This window comes from bacterium, assembly GCA_020444325.1.
GTDB lineage: Bacteria > Bacteroidota > Ignavibacteria > SZUA-365 > SZUA-365 > BM516.
In genome coordinates this window covers 313563-331122 of sequence record JAHLLD010000005.1, presented here as the reverse complement: position 1 = coordinate 331122, position 17560 = coordinate 313563, and the positions used below count along the sequence as shown (strand labels likewise).

At 56.4% G+C, this 17560-nt stretch carries 12 protein-coding genes; 10 read left to right on the top strand and 2 right to left on the bottom strand.

Annotated features, from left to right (window positions below):
- A complete protein-coding gene (locus KQI65_09390; protein ID MCB2204953.1) occupies nt 1-1179 on the top strand; it encodes an efflux RND transporter periplasmic adaptor subunit in 1179 nt (392 codons plus the stop codon).
- 9 nt (nt 1180-1188) lie between these two features.
- A complete protein-coding gene (locus tag KQI65_09385) occupies nt 1189-4338 on the top strand; it encodes a CusA/CzcA family heavy metal efflux RND transporter (GenBank protein ID MCB2204952.1) in 3150 nt (1049 codons plus the stop codon).
- A gap of 18 nt (nt 4339-4356) precedes the next feature.
- Here the strand turns inward: KQI65_09385 and KQI65_09380 are convergent, their stop codons facing one another.
- Nucleotides 4357-5196 carry a lipoate--protein ligase family protein gene (locus KQI65_09380; GenBank protein ID MCB2204951.1) on the bottom strand — a complete coding sequence of 280 codons (840 nt, stop codon included), beginning with the start codon at nt 5194-5196 and terminating at the stop codon, nt 4357-4359.
- A gap of 155 nt (nt 5197-5351) precedes the next feature.
- Between KQI65_09380 and KQI65_09375 the strand changes: the two genes are divergently transcribed.
- From KQI65_09375 to cadA, 8 genes are all read left to right on the top strand, one after another.
- The gene (locus KQI65_09375; protein MCB2204950.1) at nt 5352-6239 is read left to right on the top strand and encodes a hypothetical protein; all 888 of its coding nucleotides are present in this window, start codon (nt 5352-5354) and stop codon (nt 6237-6239) included.
- A gap of 164 nt (nt 6240-6403) precedes the next feature.
- Nucleotides 6404-6943, top strand: a complete 540-nt coding sequence (locus tag KQI65_09370; GenBank protein ID MCB2204949.1) for a hypothetical protein — start codon at nt 6404-6406, stop codon at nt 6941-6943.
- Between the two features lie 524 nt (nt 6944-7467).
- A complete protein-coding gene (gene argF, locus KQI65_09365) occupies nt 7468-8388 on the top strand; it encodes an ornithine carbamoyltransferase (protein ID MCB2204948.1) in 921 nt (306 codons plus the stop codon).
- A 9-nt stretch (nt 8389-8397) separates the two neighbouring features.
- Nucleotides 8398-9342 (top strand): carbamate kinase, encoded by a 945-nt coding sequence (gene arcC, locus KQI65_09360; protein ID MCB2204947.1) that lies wholly within the window; start codon nt 8398-8400, stop codon nt 9340-9342.
- A 38-nt stretch (nt 9343-9380) separates the two neighbouring features.
- Nucleotides 9381-10298, top strand: a complete 918-nt coding sequence (pyrB, locus tag KQI65_09355) for an aspartate carbamoyltransferase (GenBank protein MCB2204946.1) — start codon at nt 9381-9383, stop codon at nt 10296-10298.
- A gap of 37 nt (nt 10299-10335) precedes the next feature.
- Nucleotides 10336-11532 (top strand): ornithine--oxo-acid transaminase, encoded by a 1197-nt coding sequence (rocD, locus tag KQI65_09350; protein ID MCB2204945.1) that lies wholly within the window; start codon nt 10336-10338, stop codon nt 11530-11532.
- 39 nt (nt 11533-11571) lie between these two features.
- A complete protein-coding gene (locus tag KQI65_09345; GenBank protein ID MCB2204944.1) occupies nt 11572-12906 on the top strand; it encodes a cyclic 2,3-diphosphoglycerate synthase in 1335 nt (444 codons plus the stop codon).
- 306 nt (nt 12907-13212) lie between these two features.
- Nucleotides 13213-15141, top strand: a complete 1929-nt coding sequence (cadA, locus tag KQI65_09340) for a cadmium-translocating P-type ATPase (GenBank protein MCB2204943.1) — start codon at nt 13213-13215, stop codon at nt 15139-15141.
- Here cadA and KQI65_09335 read toward each other — a convergent pair.
- Entirely contained in the window at nt 15128-17536 is a 2409-nt protein-coding gene (locus KQI65_09335) for a DUF5686 and carboxypeptidase regulatory-like domain-containing protein (GenBank protein ID MCB2204942.1), read from the bottom strand. The genes cadA and KQI65_09335 overlap by 14 nt on opposite strands.
- Nucleotides 17537-17560: the final 24 nt, after the last annotated feature.

Below are 17560 nucleotides of genomic sequence, written 5' to 3'. Positions count from 1 at the left end.
ATGAAGCACCTTATTCTAACCCTTCCCTTTCTCCTCCTGATATCATGCGCAACTCCGGATCGGCCGGAGAACGCCGCCGAGAGTGCGTCCCCCGCAGGCGAGGCCGCAGCGGAAGCAGCGGCATCGCTGACACTGACAGCGGAAGAAGTCGCCGCAATGGACCTGATGTTCAGCGATGTCGAACTCAGGGAGGCAGAAAAAACCATATCCGTACCGGCCCGCGTCATTGAAGACCCGGACCGTTCCGCAGCAGTCACAGCACTCATTGATGGACGGATGGAGCGCGTCCTGGCACGACAGGGACAGCGGGTGGCGAAAGGACAGGTACTCGCCGTCATGGTCAGTATGCAACTCGGGGATATGATCGCCGATCTGCTTCGTTCCGAATCCGCAAAGCGTACAGCAGAGGCGGCCGCATCCCGCCTGCGCTCACTGAACAAAAGCGATGCAGCCTCGCAGAAACAGCTGCAGGAAAGTGAACATGCTCTCCAGAGTGCTCGTGCCGAGGCCGCTGCCGCTCTGCAGCGCCTGCGCGCCGCGGGGATGACAGCGAACGATATCAAGGAACTCCGCGAGCAGCCGGAACAGTTCGAACCCGTGCTCAAACTGCGCGCCCCGATCGCAGGGGTTGTCAGCTCGCGCACCGCCTCCATCGGACAACCGGTATCGCCCGGCGTGGTGCTGTTCAACATCCTCGGCACCGAGTCGGCACTGATCGAAGGCAGCGTATTTGAGGATAATTTCCAGCTCCTCGGACCGCAGCAGAAGGCTGTGTTCGTCTCCGAGGCCATACCTGGAAAACGCTTCGAAGGCAGCATCACCTATATCGCACCGACGGTCGATGACGCATCGCATGCGCTTCCCGTACGTTGCACCGTTCCCAACTCTTCCGGAATGCTCAAGCCCAATGTCTATGGCCGCCTCGACATTCTGACCACGGCACGTGACAGCGTCCTAACCGTCCCCCTCTCCTCCATCGTCTATGACGGCAGCGACCGCAGCATCTTCATTGCTCTCGATGCGGACCGCTTCACCTATCGCCGCGTGGAGACCGGACGTGAATTCGACGACAGGGTTGAAATCCTCAATGGTGTCGCCGCAGGCGACCGTGTCGTAAGCGGCGGCGTCTTCCATCTGAAGTCGCGCTACAAACTCGCCCTCGCACCGGAAGAGGAGTGAGGATAGCCCATGAGTGCGCGCATCATTGATTTCGTCCTCAAAAACCGCCTCTTCGTCATAGGCTTTGTCCTTACCGTCGTCGGGGTCGGTATCTATTCATTGCAGGATATCCCCATCGATGCCTTCCCGGATGTCACGAACAACCAGGTGCAGGTCATCACGGAAGCGACCAACATTTCACCGGTGGAAGTCGAGCGACTGGTCACCTTCCCCATTGAAAATGCCATGAACGGTATCCCCGATGTCATGGAAGTACGCTCTATCTCGAAATATGGTTTGAGCGTCGTCACCGTCGTATTTGAAGACGATGTCGATACGTACTTCGCACGGCAGCTGATATCGGAACGACTCTCGAACATACGTTCGGAACTTCCCGCCGGCGTGAAACAACCCGTGCTCGGGCCCGTCTCGACCGCACTCGGAGAGATCTACCAGTATGTGGTCGAGGGTGAGGGATACATCCCGATGGAACTGCGCACGATGCAGGAATGGATTATCAAGCCACAGCTGAAAACCATTCCCGGCGTCACCGAGGTCAACAGCTTCGGCGGCTTCGTCAAACAATACCAGGTGCTTCTCAACCCCGACAGACTTCGCACCTACGACCTCACCGTGGAGGACGTCTTTGCCGCGGTGGAAAACAACAACGCGGTAGCAGGCGGCTCCTTCCTCGAAAAGAACGGGGAAGCCTTCATCATCCGTGGTATGGGACTCGTTACACAGCCCGCCGAACTCGGCGATATCGTCGTGAAGACCGTGAACAACATCCCTGTCTTCATCCGCCAGGTGGGCAGTATCGTAGTAGGACCCGAAATTCGGGCCGGCGCGGTCACGCAGGATGACAAAGGCGAGGTGGTCACCGGCATCATCATGATGCTCAAGGGGGAAAACAGCCGCGAGGTCATTCTCCGCATCAAGGAGAAAGTGAAGGAAGTCAACAAGTCCCTTCCCCCCGGCGTGCATGTCCGCTCGTTCTATGATCAGACCGAACTGGTAAACAACACCATCCACACGGTGCAAACGAACCTGATCGAAGGCGGCATCCTGGTCATCGCCGTGCTCTTCTTTTTCCTCGGCAACTGGAGGGCCGCGCTGATCGTCGCGCTCGTCATCCCGCTGTCGATGCTTTTCACCTTTATTGGCATGGACCAGTTGGGGCTCTCCGCAAACCTGATGAGTCTCGGTGCACTCGATTTCGGTATGATTGTTGACGGCGCGGTGGTCCTTGTTGACAACTTCGTGCGGCATCTCCGGGATAAAAAGAATGAAGGGAAAGACCGCATCCAGCTCATCGGTGACAGTGCCAAAGAGGTTGCACGTCCCATTACCTTCGGTGTCATCATCATCATCATGGTGTATGTGCCCATTCTGACCTTCGAAGGCATGGAGGGCAAGATGTTCGCCCCGATGGCATACGCGGTCGGTTTCGCCATCCTGGGTTCCCTGATTCTGATATTCACCTTCGTCCCAGTTGTCTCCACCTTCTTTCTGAAGCTGACGAAGAAACCGAAAGAAAACCCCGTCATCCGCTGGCTCGCCCCGCGCTACCGACGCACACTCAACTGGTCGCTGCACAACACGGGCAAAACTGTCGTCGCCGCGGTCATCGTCCTGACCTTCTCCCTCTCCCTCGTGCCGTTCATGGGCAGTGAGTTCCTGCCCGCGCTCGACGAAGGCAGCTTCCTGATCGAGATCAAGCGTCTGCCGAGCGTCGCGCTCAGCGAAAGCGTGGAGCAGGGGAAAGCCATCCAGAAGGAAATCATGCGCATTCCTGAAGTGCGCACCGTGGTGTTCAAAACAGGTCGCCCGGATCTCGCGAATGATTATATGGGACTGCATGAGACCGATGCCTTTGTCATGCTCAAATCCCGCGACGAATGGCGGGATGGCTATGAGAAAGATGATATCGAGAAAGAACTCGAGGCTATCGTTTCGCGCTATCCCGACATCAACTACGGCTTTACCCAGCCTATCGCGATGCGGGTGGACGAGCTCGTCGCCGGTGTCAAAAGCGATGTCGCCGTGAAAATCTTCGGGGAAGACTATGACGTGCTTCGCGCCAAGGCCGCAGAGATCGAGCGCATGGTGCAGAATATCCGCGGCACGGGAAGCGTGATGGTGGAGCAGGTGTCGGGACAGACCTATCTCGATATCCGAATCAATCGCAAGAAAATCGCACGCTACGGTCTGAACGTCGCGGACGTGCAGAATGTGATAGAAACCGCCATTGGTGGACGCGCGGCCACCGAGGTATATGAAGGCACCCGGCGCGTGGATGTGGTTGTTCGCTATGATCAGCAGAGTCGAAACGATATCAGTGCAATCCGCAATCTGCTCGTCTCGCTGCCGGACGGCGGACGACTTCCGCTCTCGCAGCTCGCCGAGATCGATGCCGTTGAAGGACCCGTTCAAATCAGCCGCGAACAGAGTCAGCGGCGTATGGTCGTCGGTATCAACCTCAGTGATCGCGATGTCGGCAGCTATGTCGAGGAATTGCAGTCAGGCATTGACAGGCAGATCGCCCTGCCCGCCGGATATTATCTGCAGTACGGTGGACAGTTTGAAAATCAGCAGCGCGCAATGTCGCGACTGTACCTGGTGGTGCCCCTCGCATTGCTGATCATCTATCTTCTGCTGTTTACCATGTTCGGTAATCTGCGCAACTCCCTGCTCATCCTGACAAACCTGCCCTTTGCGCTGTCGGGAGGAATTCTGCTGCTCTGGATTCGCGGACTCAACATTTCCGTCACCAGCGCCATCGGTTTCATTGCCCTGTTCGGTGTCGCAGTACTCAACGGTGTTGTGCTTATCGAGCATCTGAACCACAAACGTCGGGAAGGTGCAAAACTCAATGACGCCGTTGTGGATGGCGCGGTCGATCGTCTGCGTCCCGTACTCATGACAGCACTCGTCGCTTCCCTCGGCTTCATTCCCATGGCACTGAATACCACGCAGGGCAGCGAAGTGCAGCGTCCCCTCGCCACTGTGGTTATCGGCGGACTGATCACCTCCACACTGCTGACACTGCTTGTTCTTCCCACGATTTATGCCTGGATTGAGCGGCGCCTCGATCCACAGCTCAGTGCGTTCGAATGCATGAAGCGCATTGTACTGCCGCGCGCATTGTGGGACAAAGAGGAATCGGGCGACGCCGTGTAACACGGCGGGGTCCGTATCCTACTCTACTCGATATCTCCAGTCGCGGGTGGCGAATTTATTCGCCATCCGCGCTTCTGTATCAGCCCATTCTTCGGATGTGACCGCAGAAGGACGGCAGCGATACATCCCCGCGAACGCTGCGGCAAGCTGCTCTCTGAATGCGGGATGCGGGAGTGCTGTGAATTCCTCAAGAGGCGAAACTTTCTTCACTGCGCTCGCGACGGATTTGTCGGTGAATTTCGGTTTCTCGAGACGCAGCAGATCCCACATCAACGCACCGTCCATCGCATACGCCATGGTCACATGATGCAGCACCGTGCGGCGTCTCCGGCACTGTGCAGCCCCCCCGATCTTGGCAGTTGGGGAAATGATATCGTTGATCGGACGATATCCCGCAGGGATTCCCATACTGCGCAGCGCACGCAGCACCCACATATCGAGAAAGGCAAATGATTGTCGAAAACTCAATCCTTCGACAACCGATTCCGGTACGATGAGTGAATAGGTAATCGTGCGCTGCGGCTCGACAACCATCGCCCCGCCCCCACTGATACGTCGTGCAAACCTGAAATCATTGCGCGCGGCGACCTCTTCGTCCAACTCCGATCGCACGCTCTGGTAAGAGCCGAGTATGACGGCACGCTCGTCCCAGTCCCACATCCAGAATACCGCATCGCGTTTTCCCTCTGCGACACGATACAGCAGCGTCTCATCGATCGCGCAGTTCATCTCCGCGCCGTGTGGCGCCTCCACAATGAGGTCGAAGGTGAGATCATCCAGGCGGGAGTTGAGGGACTGATCCCACTGCGTTTCCGACCACGCGGGATTCCAGGGTAACAGCGGTGAAGAGGCAACCACGGATTTCACTGATTATAACACAGATTGCACAGAAGGAAAGTAAAATATCGTCTGCTTGCGCCGGGTACAAATTCATGGACATGCATTTCACTTGCTTCGCAGCATGTCAGGGAGGATATTGTCCTCTATCTGTTTCATTACTGCCGGAGGGGCGTATGGGTTCGGAATATGCAGTATCAACCAGGATGTTCAAAACGCTGTCGGTATTGCTGATCTGCGGGATCGCGTTCAGCGCATGTGATAGTGAGGATGAATTTGTCTGTCCCACTTCCGGAATCGATGCGCGACTGGTCGGCGACTGGATAGAGGTGGATGATGAGGGGAATATGGCGGCGAAAGGAATTCGCATCGAAGCGGACGGCAGTTGCCGCGCTCTGGGAGTGGACTGGTCGACCGGACTGCCTGGCATAGCAGAGGAGCGTTGCTTCTTCCCGACAAATCTCCCGTGTATGGGAAAAAACAGAATACTCTGGACCGGCGGCTTGAGTGGTCCTGACACGCTGATATATGTCGTGACAGAGAACACACTGAATTTCTATAAGCTCGATGGCTGGACGAACACAGCATCCTACATCCGCATCACCGGGGATCAACAGATCCAACAACCCGTGGTGTCGGAGATTTCCTGGGTCTGCGACAGCACCAATTCCATCCATGGTCCTTACACCACATCCCAAATGCCATACTGGCATACGTATCCATGTTCTATCTTTGCCCCGCCCGGGTACAACAACATCACGATCTCCGGATATGCAGCCGGCCGATATCGGTTTTCATGTTTCATTCCTGACTTCCACGGGACTGGCACCTATGACCTTGGTTCATCGTATGATCGAGAGCCGAATGCCGGGATCGGCAGCCTCTGCTCCGACGTAGGTGCATACGTCTGGAGCAAAGATGACGGGCGCAGCACAATCACCATCACAACCTACGACACGGTCAATCAGCGTGTCAGTGGGTATTTTGACATGCTGCTCTCCGACATGGATGATTTGTACATGCATATCACCGGCAGCTTCGACGGACCGATCGACAACCACTGAGCCACACAACGGCATAGTTCGCACGAAAGACAATGAAAATCTTTCTGTGGAATCTGCCTGCCACGCCGCAGCCCATGGACGGAGGCGGGTGGCTGCCTTTTGTTCCGAAGTACCATCCTTCCCTATCTTTATCTCCTGTACATAACATGAGAGAAGATGCAATAATGGATTGGTACATCAACTGGGTCACATCACAGCCGCTCACTTCCGCCGCCGTACAGTTCGGCATTCTCGGGACGCTGGGCGAAATCATATCGCATACCCTCAGGACGAAGAAAGTCGGCCTCCCGAACTCTCCGCTCGAGATGCTCGGGAAAATGCTGGCCTGGGCATTGCTGGGGATTGTCATCAAGTACGGTTTCACCATGATGAAAGGCGGCGTCCTCGCACTGCTGGATCATGGTCTGCTCCCGGGATTCTTCGCTGACGGCATTGGCTGGGCATTTAGTGTTTCCGTGTTCACGAATGTCTTCTTCGGTCCGCAGATGATGTATTTCCATCGCGTCGAAGACAATATCATCCTCCGTCGGTGGTCGTTCTCCGGCATCGAGACCGCGCTGAAAACCCTGCTCTGGTTCTGGATCCCGGCGCACACCGTCACCTTCGCACTGCCGAAGGAATACCAGATCGGTCTTGCCGCCGCCTGGAGCGTCGCCCTCGGCATCATCCTCGGCCTCAGCATCAAGCCCGCTCCAAAATCCTAACGGATATCAGATGTCAGATTGCAAATTGCAGATCTCAGATAGCAAACCTGGCAGGAGCAGGGATTGCTTGCCATGAGGTGTACCCGGAGTTTTGCTAAGAGCCCGGAAGCAATCCCTGATTCTGTTCCATTTGTCATCTGCAATTTGTCATCTGCAATCTGATATCTGGAATCTGGCATTTGTTATCCGATTTCCCTTGCTCGGGAGTGGGAAGATTGCGATTTTTGTGGAAGGGCCGTAACCGGCCGGAAGTGTAAAAAAGTGTGGAACTTATGTTCAAGTGCTCAAGCCGACATACTCTCCCTGACCGCATGCACGTGCCTGCGTGCTGCGTAACGGCTGTCGGACGCTGCAGTACGCGTTCCCGCAAGATCCTGCAGTTCAAGCATTACAGTACGGATGCTCCCATCTGACCTGCAATCCCCCGCTTTTCGCTGTTTCCAACGGCAGCAATTTCCATTCAGATATTTTTTTCGATTCACAGTCAAGCGCGGCACAGACGTGCCCGACAGGAGTACGCACACGTGAAAGCACAAGATTTTCTTACCGTTCGCGACATGAGCCAGGAGGAAATCCTTGCCACCTTTGATATCGCTCTCGACATGAAAGCTGATCGCAGCAAATATGCGGATGCACTCAAAGGCGAATCCCTCGCGATGATTTTCGAAAAGCCTTCCCTGCGCACCCGTACCACGTTCGACATTGGCATTCAGCAGCTTGGCGGATACTCGCTGTATCTCTCCCCCGCGGAGATCAATCTCGGCAAGCGCGAATCCGTATACGATGTGGCTAAAAATCTCGAGCGCATGGTGCAGGGTATAATGATCCGCACCTTCGCCCATCAGATCGTCATCGATATGGCGGAGTTCGCGTCGATCCCCATCATCAACGGACTCACCGATTACACGCATCCCTGCCAGGCAATGGCAGACTTCCTGACCATCAAGGAATACAAGGGTGATTTCAAGGGACGCAAGCTGTGCTACGTCGGCGATGGAAACAATGTCGCCCACAGTCTCATGTTCGCCGGTGCGCGCCTGGGCATGGACGTCACTATCGCATGTCCCGCCGGTTACGAACCCAATCTCATCGCGTTCCAGGATGCTACGGAAGACGCAAAAGCAACCGGCGCGACCATCAGTGTGGTGCATGACCCGGTGGAAGGCGTAAAGGATGCGGACGCCGTGTATACGGATGTCTGGGCCTCGATGGGACAGGAAGCGGAAGCCGCTGAGCGCCGCCGTATTTTCCTCCCGTTCCAGGTCAACGAGGATTTGATGGCACACGCAAAAAATGATGCCCTCTTCATGCACTGCCTCCCCGCGCATCGCGGCGACGAGGTGACCGACGGCGTGATTGACGCCCCCAATTCCGTGGTCTTCCCGGAAGCAGAGAATCGTCTGCACGCACAGAAAGCCGTCATGTATCAGCTGATGAAGAAATAAGAGGAACGCATGTCCCGTACAGCACTCATTGCCATCGGCGGGAATTCGCTTATCCGCGCAGGTGAGCGCGGCACCATCGACGAACAGCTCGCCAACGCGCACGCGACAGCGCGCAGTCTCGCCGCCATGGTCAAACAGGGCTGGCGCATCGTCATTACGCATGGGAATGGTCCCCAGGTGGGGGCCGCCCTCATGCGCTCCGAACGCGCGGCCGGTGAGGTGTACACACACCCTCTCGATGTCTGTGTTGCCACGACGCAGAGCGAAATCGGCTACCTGCTGCAGCGGGCCATGGAGTTCGAACTGCGGCAGGTCGGACTCACCACCCCGGTAACCACAGTCCTCACGCAGGTACGGGTAGACTCCGACGATCCGGCATTCAGCAATCCGACCAAACCCATCGGACCATTTTATTCGAAGGAGGAGGCGGAGCAGAAAAAACGCCGCATGGGATGGGAGATCGTTGAAGACAGTGCCCGTGGGTACCGCCGTGTCGTGCCCTCGCCCGAACCACAGGAGGTGTTTGAGCAGCACATCATCAAACACCTCGTTGAAGAAGGAATGATCGTCATCGCCTGCGGCGGCGGCGGGATTCCGGTGATCGAACATGAAGGTCATCGCATCGAGGGATCGGAGGCCGTCATCGACAAGGACCGCGCATCCGCACTGCTCGCCTCCGCGCTGAATGTGGATCTCTTCGTCATCAGCACGGATGCACGTCAGGTGTATCTCGATTTCAAGAAAGACACGCAGCGCGGACTCGATCGCGTGACCGTTGATGAACTGCAGAAGTACTATGATGAAGGACAATTCCCGGCAGGCAGTATGGGACCGAAAGTGGAATCGGCCATGCGCTTCCTGCGCGCCGGAGGAAAGGAAGTCATCATCACTTCCTACGAATACCTGACCGAGGCCATCGAAGGCAAAGACGGCACACGCATTGTGTCCGCCTGAAGCGCACGCATGTTGAACAGAACAGCGAGTACACATCCATGAATCTCCGGCATGTCGTTGAATCGCAGCAATTCACCGTTCCCCTGCTCATGCAGCTTTTTGAACGGACGCGAACAATGGAACGCATCGTCGCACGCGGAGGAACGCGTGATTACGAGCGCTATATCATGGGCACGCTGTTTTACAAGCCCTCGACCCGCACACGGTTTTCGTTCGAATCGGCCATGCATCGCCTCGGCGGACGCGTGCTCAGCACCGAGCACGCACGCGAATTTTCTTCGGAAATCGAAGGCGAGCAGCTCGAAGACACCATCCGCATCATCGGGCATTACTGCGACGTCATCGTACTCAGGCATCATGAGGAAGGCGGCGCGAAGCGCGCTGCAGCCTGTTCGGGCGTACCTGTCATCAATGCCGGCGACGGAGAAGGCGGTCAGCATCCCACGCAGGCGCTCCTCGACCTGTATACCATTTACCGCGAATGTGAAACGCTTGACGGACTCTCTGTCGCGCTCATCGGCGCTCTCGATCAGGGTCGAACCGCTCGTTCGCTCGCTTACCTCCTCGGAAAATTCGATCGCACGAAGCTGTACTTCATCGCGCCGGATGAAATGCAGATTAAACCAGACATCCTCGAGTATCTCGACAAGCACAACGTATCGTATGAGTGCACCGCACAGAGCGGTGATATTCTCTCGCACGTAGATGTCGTGTATCAGACCCGCATCGACCGTGCCCGGCTCGCACAGCGCGATATTGACCTGACGCCGTATAACATCGACCGCAGCGTGATCGAACGTTTGCGCGATGATGCGATCGTCATGCATCCGCTGCCGCGGTCAGTGGAAATCGATCACGCGGTGGACGACGATCCCCGCGCAGCCTATTTCCGTCAGACGCAGAACGGCCTCTACGTGCGTATGGCCCTGCTCACCATGCTTCTCGACAACGATTGACGAATTATTTCACCCTTTAGCTTGCAGGAAGGAATTCATGAACAGTCAGCAATTCATCGCTATCGAAGAACAGTTCGGAGCGCACAATTACCATCCACTCGATGTGGTCGTCCATGAAGCACAGGGTGCATGGGTGACCGACGTCGAAGGAAAGAAATACCTCGATTGTCTCGCGGCATATTCTGCGGTCAACCAGGGTCACTGCCACCCTCGCATCTATGATGCCTTTCTCGAGCAGGCAAAACTGGTCACGCTCACCAGCCGTGCCTTCCGGAACGACCGCCTTCCGCTCCTCTACAAGAAACTGCACGACATGACGGGTTATGACATGTCACTCCCCATGAACTCTGGTGCGGAAGCGGTGGAGACCGCCCTGAAAACCGCACGCCGCTGGGGATATGACGTCAAGGGTATTGCCGAGAACAAGGCGGAAATCGTTGTCGCATCCGGGAATTTCCATGGCCGCACGACCACGATCGTCGGCTTCTCCGATGACCCTTCGTCCTTCAAGGGCTTCGGTCCCTACTGCGACACCGCTTTCCCCATGCATGCGTACGGCGACATCGAAGACCTCAAGACGAAGATCAACGAGAACACCTGTGCCGTCATGATCGAACCCATCCAGGGCGAAGGCGGTGTTGTCATTCCGCCGGACGGATATCTCAAGGCTGTCGAGCAGCTCTGCAAGGATCGCGAGATTCTCTTTATCTGCGATGAAATCCAGGCGGGACTCGGACGCAGCGGAAAACTCTTCGCGCATTACTACGAAGAAGTACGCCCAGACATCGTGATCATAGGCAAGGCACTGTCCGGTGGATTCTACCCGGTCTCCGCCATCCTGGCCGACAAGGAAATTCTCGGTGTCATCCAACCGGGTGAGCACGGATCCACCTTCGGCGGCAACCCCCTCGCTGCTGCAGTCGCCGTGCGCGCACTCGAAGTCATCGAAGATGAAAACCTCATCAAACGCTCCGCGGAGCTGGGTGCATATTTCGCAGAGAAACTTCTCGCCATCGGCAGCGAGCATGTGACTGAAGTCCGTGCCCGCGGTCTGTGGATCGGTCTCGTTCTCGACACGAAAGCACGTCCCTACTGTGAAGCCCTGATGGATGAAGGTATTCTCTGCAAGGAAACGCATGAGAACATCATCCGCTTCGCGCCGCCGCTCGTCATCACGAAAGAAGAAATTGACTGGGCGCTCGAACGCATTGAAAAAGTCCTTAAAACCGTATAACTCTCTCTCTGTCTCATTAACTGATCAATGGAGTGATCCATGGCAGCCAAGAAAGATCGTATCAACACTATCATCGTCGGTGCCGCCGGCCGTGATTTCCACAACTTCAACCTGGTCTATCGTGACAATGACCTGTACAATGTTGTGGCCTTCACGGCAGCGCAGATTCCCGACATCGCCGGTCGCAAGTACCCCGCCTCCCTCGCCGGCAAGCTTTACCCGAAGGGCATTCCCATCGTCGTCGAAGCCGACCTCGAGAAGCTCATCGTCAAGCATAACGTGCAGGAAGTCGTCTTTGCATACAGCGACGTGACGTATGAGCGCGTCATGAGCATTGGTTCGCGCGCAACCGCAGCCGGTGCCCACTTCAAGATTCTCAGCGCCAAAGACACGATGATCCCTAGCAAGAAGCCTGTGGTGTCGGTCACAGCCGTCCGTACCGGCAGTGGCAAAAGCCAGACCACACGCAAGGTCGCGAACATCCTGCAGGCCATGGGATTCAAGGTCGCAGCCATCCGTCACCCGATGCCGTACGGCGACCTCGCCAAGCAGAAGGTGCAGCGCTTCGGCTCCATCGCCGATCTGAAGAAGCACAAATGCACCATCGAGGAGATGGAAGAGTACGAGCCCCATATCGTCAACGGCACGATCATTTATGCCGGTGTCGACTACGAGGCCATTCTCGAGCAGGCCGAGAAGGAAGCAGACGTGATTCTGTGGGATGGTGGCAACAATGACATGCCGTTCTACAAGCCCGACCTCAACATCGTCGTCGCGGATCCCCTGCGTGTCGGTGATGAACTCAACTACTACCCCTCCGAAGCCAATCTTCGCATGGCAGACGTGGTCATCATCAATAAGATCGACAGTGCCGACGCGATCGAGGTTCTCGAACTGCGCCAGAACATCCGCAGCGTGAATCCGACTGCCAAAATCGTGGAAGCCGCAAGTCCGCTCATCGTCGAGCGCGGCGAACAGATCACCGGCAAGCGCGTGCTCGTCGTCGAAGACGGTCCCACACTCACCCACGGTGAGATGGAATTCGGTGCCGGTACGGTTGCCGCTGAAAAGTACGGCGCCGGCGAAATCGTCGACCCCCGCAAGTATGCGGTCGGACTCATCAAGAAGACCTTCGAAATCTATCCGGAAATCGGCGTCCTTCTTCCGGCCATGGGCTATGGCGACCAGCAGATCAAGGATCTCACCGCCACGATCAACAAGGTACCCTGTGACCTCGTCGTCATCGGTACCCCGATCGATCTCAAGCGCGTCGCGAAGTTCAAGAAGAAAGCCGTCCGCGTGCAGTATGAACTGCAGGAAATCGGTGAGCCCAGCCTCAAGACCCTGCTCGACGAGTTCGCGCAGAAACTTTAAGAATCCTGGTGGGCACAAAGTCACCAGGACTCGAAGACACCAAGTGATGTGATTAAGCCCTTCCCCGCAATTTGGGGAAGGGCTTCTTGTTTCGAACGATTTGCGCCGGTGCTCCGTTGTTTTGAGTAGGGACCGTTGAACAATGAGAGGATACACGTGGCAGAACAACAGCACCACGAAGTTCAGCAGCAGGAAAATCACCAGAAATCCCACGAAGGCCACGGGGGTCACGGGGAACATGGAAATCATGAGCATGGGGGACACGATCATGGTGGCCATGAAGGACATCACGACCACCATGCGCACATGCTGCGGGATTTTCGGCTGCGGTTTTTCATTTCTCTTGCGCTGACACTGCCAATACTCTTCCTCGCACCACTGATTCGCGAGTTCATCGGACTCGAGGCAATGTCCTTCACCGGCGATCGCATGCTTCTCTTCATTCTCAGCACCATCGTATTTGTTTACGGCGGATGGCCATTCCTGAAGGGCTGGTACAGCGAGAGTAAGGAACTGAATCCCGGCATGATGACGCTGATCGGTGTCGCGGTCAGCGTTGCCTGGGGCTATAGCGCAGCCGTCGCGTTCGGACTGCAGGGACGCACCTTCTTCTGGGAACTTGCGACGCTCATCGACATCATGCTGCTGGGACACTGGATTGAGATGCGTTCGGTCATGGGCGCCTCGCGCGCGCTTGAAGAACTAGTCAAACTTCTGCCCTCCGAAGCGCACCGCGTCGAGGAAGATGGCAGCATCAGCGATGTACGCATCGACAAGCTCGGGAAAGGCGACCTCGTGCTGATCAAACCCGGCGAAAAAGTCCCGGGTGATGGATCCGTAGAGGAAGGCAGCAGCTCTGTCAATGAGTCCATGATTACCGGTGAATCCGTTCCTGTCACGAAAGGCCCCGGCGACAAAGTCATCGGCGGTTCGATAAATGGCGATGCCTCCATGAAGATGCGCATCGAAAAAACAGGGAAGGATTCATATCTCTCACAGGTGGTCGAGCTCGTGCGCAATGCGCAGCAGAGCCAGTCCCGTGCCCAGTCCCTTGCCGACCGCGCAGCACGCTGGCTGACGGGCATTGCGGTGAGTGCCGGAGTGATCACATTGCTCGCCTGGTGGCTCGGCGCAGGTGACAGCTTTGTGTTCTCGCTCGAGCGGATGGTTACCGTGATGGTTATCACCTGTCCCCATGCTCTCGGACTCGCGGTCCCTCTCGTCGTTGCCGTCAGTACCTCAGCGGCTGCACGCAACGGACTGTTGCTGCGGGACCGTCGGGGATTCGAGCGTGCACGTAATGTGACCGCCGTTCTCTTCGACAAAACAGGGACGCTCACTGAAGGGAAATTCGGGGTCAGCGATGTCGTCCTGTTTGATGATGACATGAATCGCGAACAAGTGCTGCGGCTCGCCGCGGCAGTGGAGACTGAAAGTGAACATCCCATTGCACGCAGTATCGTCGAGGAAGCGGATGATATCCCCTCCGTGAAAGAATTTTCATCCATACCCGGGAAAGGTGCGGAAGGGAAGGTAGACGGAAAGCGCGTTCTTACTGTCAGTCGCAGCTACCTCGAAGAGAATGACATTGCGTTTGACAGTGATGCCCTGGGAGACATCGCCGACTCCGGTGCCACGCAGGTCTTCGTCGTCATCGACGGCACTGCCAAAGGGATGATTGCGCTTGCTGACAGGATTCGCGAGGAAAGCCGTGAGGCCGTCAGAAAGCTCAGGGATGCAGGCATCGCCTGCATGATGGTCACCGGTGACAACGAAAACGTCGCGCGATGGGTCTCCAAAGAACTCGAACTCGAGCAATATTTCGCAGGTGTCCTGCCGGATAAGAAAGCAGAAATTGTCAAGAAGGTGAAGAAGGAAGGACATGTCGTGGCCATGACAGGTGACGGTGTCAACGACGCACCGGCTCTCGCGGAAGCAGATGTTGGCATTGCCATCGGCTCCGGAACGGACGTTGCCGCAGAAACCGCTGATGTCATACTCGTCAACAGTAGTCCCATGGATGTGGAACGTGTCATCGCCTTTTCGAAGGCAACGTACAGGAAAATGATACAGAATCTCTTCTGGGCAACCGGCTACAACATTGTTGCCATTCCCCTTGCAGCCGGTGTGCTCGCCGGAATGGGCATACTTCTCAGTCCCGCTGTCGGTGCCGTCCTGATGTCACTCAGTACCGTCGTCGTCGCGGTCAACGCCCGACTGTTCACCGTGGACTGAGTGTCAGTCCATAAAACACCGTAGGATTGTCGGAGAAATGCGTAAGCCGTGTACCGATATCGATGCGCATGATGCCGAAGAGGTTTTCCACCGAGAGGCCCGCTTCGATGAGGTGACGCTCGGCGGTTTTTACTTCCCGCGTGAGAAGCGATCGTGTCCCGGGACGCATCCTTGTCCATCCCGCACCTGCAAACAGATGCAGCTGCCACATTTCTGCAGCGTAGAACTGTCCGGAGGGAAGTCCGATCCACGAAAACGGCAATTTCCCGAAATTGTGATCGAGCATGACCATGCCGCGCTCGTCCCCTCCAAATTCTCCAATGGATGTAGTTCTGAAATGCATCGGCATGGTGAAGCCCGGTTCGCTGCCGGGTAGAGTAAGCAGTCCCTGCATCGGGAGATGCGCAGTTGCGCGGGATGCGTTGAGGAAATATTGCGTTTTCCCGAAAACACCAAACCCGATCTGACCGGAGAGCGAAGCCTGCAGGATCAGGGCATCCCATCTCCTGTTCGCCAACTGCATGTCGCGATATTCCACGGTCAGGGCGGGAATGAAGTTCGAGGGAGAACGGTCGCGGCGCTGCACATGCCCTTTCATCAACGTACGAGTGCGAAAATCTCCGTTCAGCGATAGCCGTACGGAACGTACCTGTCCCTCCTGCACGGCAGCGTTTTCCCTGATCACACTTTCGCCGGCTATGCTCCAGTCCGCATGTTTCCGTGCGGATGCATACTCGATAAACCTCCCACCGACCTCCGATTCCAGCCATGGCAGTGCATGTGCGCTCCAGCTAAGGGCCACACCCTTGCGGTAGAAATAATCCCGGGCGTCGTAGCGGTCAAGCAGGGCCATCCATGTCGCGAGCGTGTTGCTGTACACAAGATCGTCACGATAAAGCGGTGCGAGATCATAATAGGCTTCCAGTCCGATAAATGACCGTTCCCTCCCCCCGGTGCGAAAGCGCGCGGATGCGGAGGCCTTGAACTGCCTGTCAAGAAAACCATACCCAGCATTGGCTGCATATCGCTGTATCAGGCCCTCCCTGATTTCACTGGAATACGGGATGGAGATGCTGACACCCTCCACCCTGTTGAATTGCACGGCGTTGATCAATCCGGGAACGTCCCATGTATTGTCATCCTGCTGAAGCTTCTTTCCTGATATCACGCACCCCACATTGTAATTCATCAGTTCCTCCGCCCTCAGCACTTCCATACTGTCTGAAATGCGATAAATATCGCTATCTATTTCAGAGGGTGGCTGCAGGCTGTTTCTCCGCCACTCCGCAAGAGGGATATCATCCGCTTCGGGCAGTACCTCAACCCGGTAATCGTCAAACACTGAATCGACGCCCGGGGGATTGAGCTCATAGCTTGCAATGACGGTGCTCGCATTCAGACTCAGCCACACCTCGGTCCCCATGAGATTGAGCTTGGCCTGCACATGCACCTGTCCCGCACTCGGAAGCCACAGCGCGTCGCCATACAGACTGAACTGCTGTCGGAATGAAATCTTCGTTGCGATGGGAAGACTGATATTGCGTGTCGCCTCGTTCAGTTCAAGCTCCACCTGCGTGATCGACCAGGTGGAGTCTTCGATATAATAGTACCCGGTTACACCCGGTGTCTGCAGGGAGCGCGGGAGAACCCTGATACGGTATACCTGATGTCTCTCGCCCCTGGCGATGCCTGCAACACTGTACCAGTACGTATCCTCGAGACCTGCCTCGGATACGGGTCCATCGACATCGGTGTCGTTCGGGAAACGCAGTACCTCGCTTGAAAAGTCGTAGCGTCCGAAACTGCTGTTGAGGGTGTTCCCTATCTGCTTGAAGAGATCGGTCTGCTGTCGGCCATGGATGAGAACTTTGTGCTGGTCAGGACGCTTGTACCAGGCTTCCGTCTGCGTTTCGCCGATATCGAGAAAGGATGCCGTGAGTTCCGCACTGAGATCATCTCCCATTCCCCGTGTACTGTCGAGGCGCGAGTAGACCTTGGTATGCGCGCGCATGTGGTAGGACTGCAGTTCCCCGTCCCTCTCAATGCGTCGCTGCCTGGCCCGGCGAATAATCAGGCGTGCCAGGCTGTCATCGGGTGTCACTGTGACCGAGGGCATGGCGAATACTCGCGGCTGCAGTGAGAAATTCACATCCTCCATGTTGTCATGGACGATGATGCTGCGCGTCTGCGGGCGATACCCGATATAGCTCGACTGCAGCGTCCACACGCCGCGCCGCAGGTGCAGGACAAATTGTCCCTCACGGTTCGTCACCACCCCAGTCCCTGTTTCCTTCACGAGTATGTGCGCGAACACCAGTGGCTCTTTCGTCCCTGCATCACGCACGGTGCCCGAAAGCACCATTTCCTGCGCCGTGAGGCCCGAGGCCACAAACATGGATAACAACAACAGAAAAACAGA

Coding starts and splice junctions, on each gene's coding strand:
- arcC (MCB2204947.1), top strand. CDS start 8,398: ATGTCCCGTACAGCACTCATTGCCATCGGCGGGAATTCGCTTATCCGC.
- KQI65_09335 (MCB2204942.1), bottom strand. CDS start 17,536: ATGTTTGTGGCCTCGGGCCTCACGGCGCAGGAAATGGTGCTTTCGGGC.
- KQI65_09370 (MCB2204949.1), top strand. CDS start 6,404: ATGGATTGGTACATCAACTGGGTCACATCACAGCCGCTCACTTCCGCC.
- KQI65_09390 (MCB2204953.1), top strand. CDS start 1: ATGAAGCACCTTATTCTAACCCTTCCCTTTCTCCTCCTGATATCATGC.
- KQI65_09385 (MCB2204952.1), top strand. CDS start 1,189: ATGAGTGCGCGCATCATTGATTTCGTCCTCAAAAACCGCCTCTTCGTC.
- KQI65_09375 (MCB2204950.1), top strand. CDS start 5,352: ATGGGTTCGGAATATGCAGTATCAACCAGGATGTTCAAAACGCTGTCG.
- KQI65_09345 (MCB2204944.1), top strand. CDS start 11,572: ATGGCAGCCAAGAAAGATCGTATCAACACTATCATCGTCGGTGCCGCC.
- cadA (MCB2204943.1), top strand. CDS start 13,213: ATGCTGCGGGATTTTCGGCTGCGGTTTTTCATTTCTCTTGCGCTGACA.
- rocD (MCB2204945.1), top strand. CDS start 10,336: ATGAACAGTCAGCAATTCATCGCTATCGAAGAACAGTTCGGAGCGCAC.
- pyrB (MCB2204946.1), top strand. CDS start 9,381: ATGAATCTCCGGCATGTCGTTGAATCGCAGCAATTCACCGTTCCCCTG.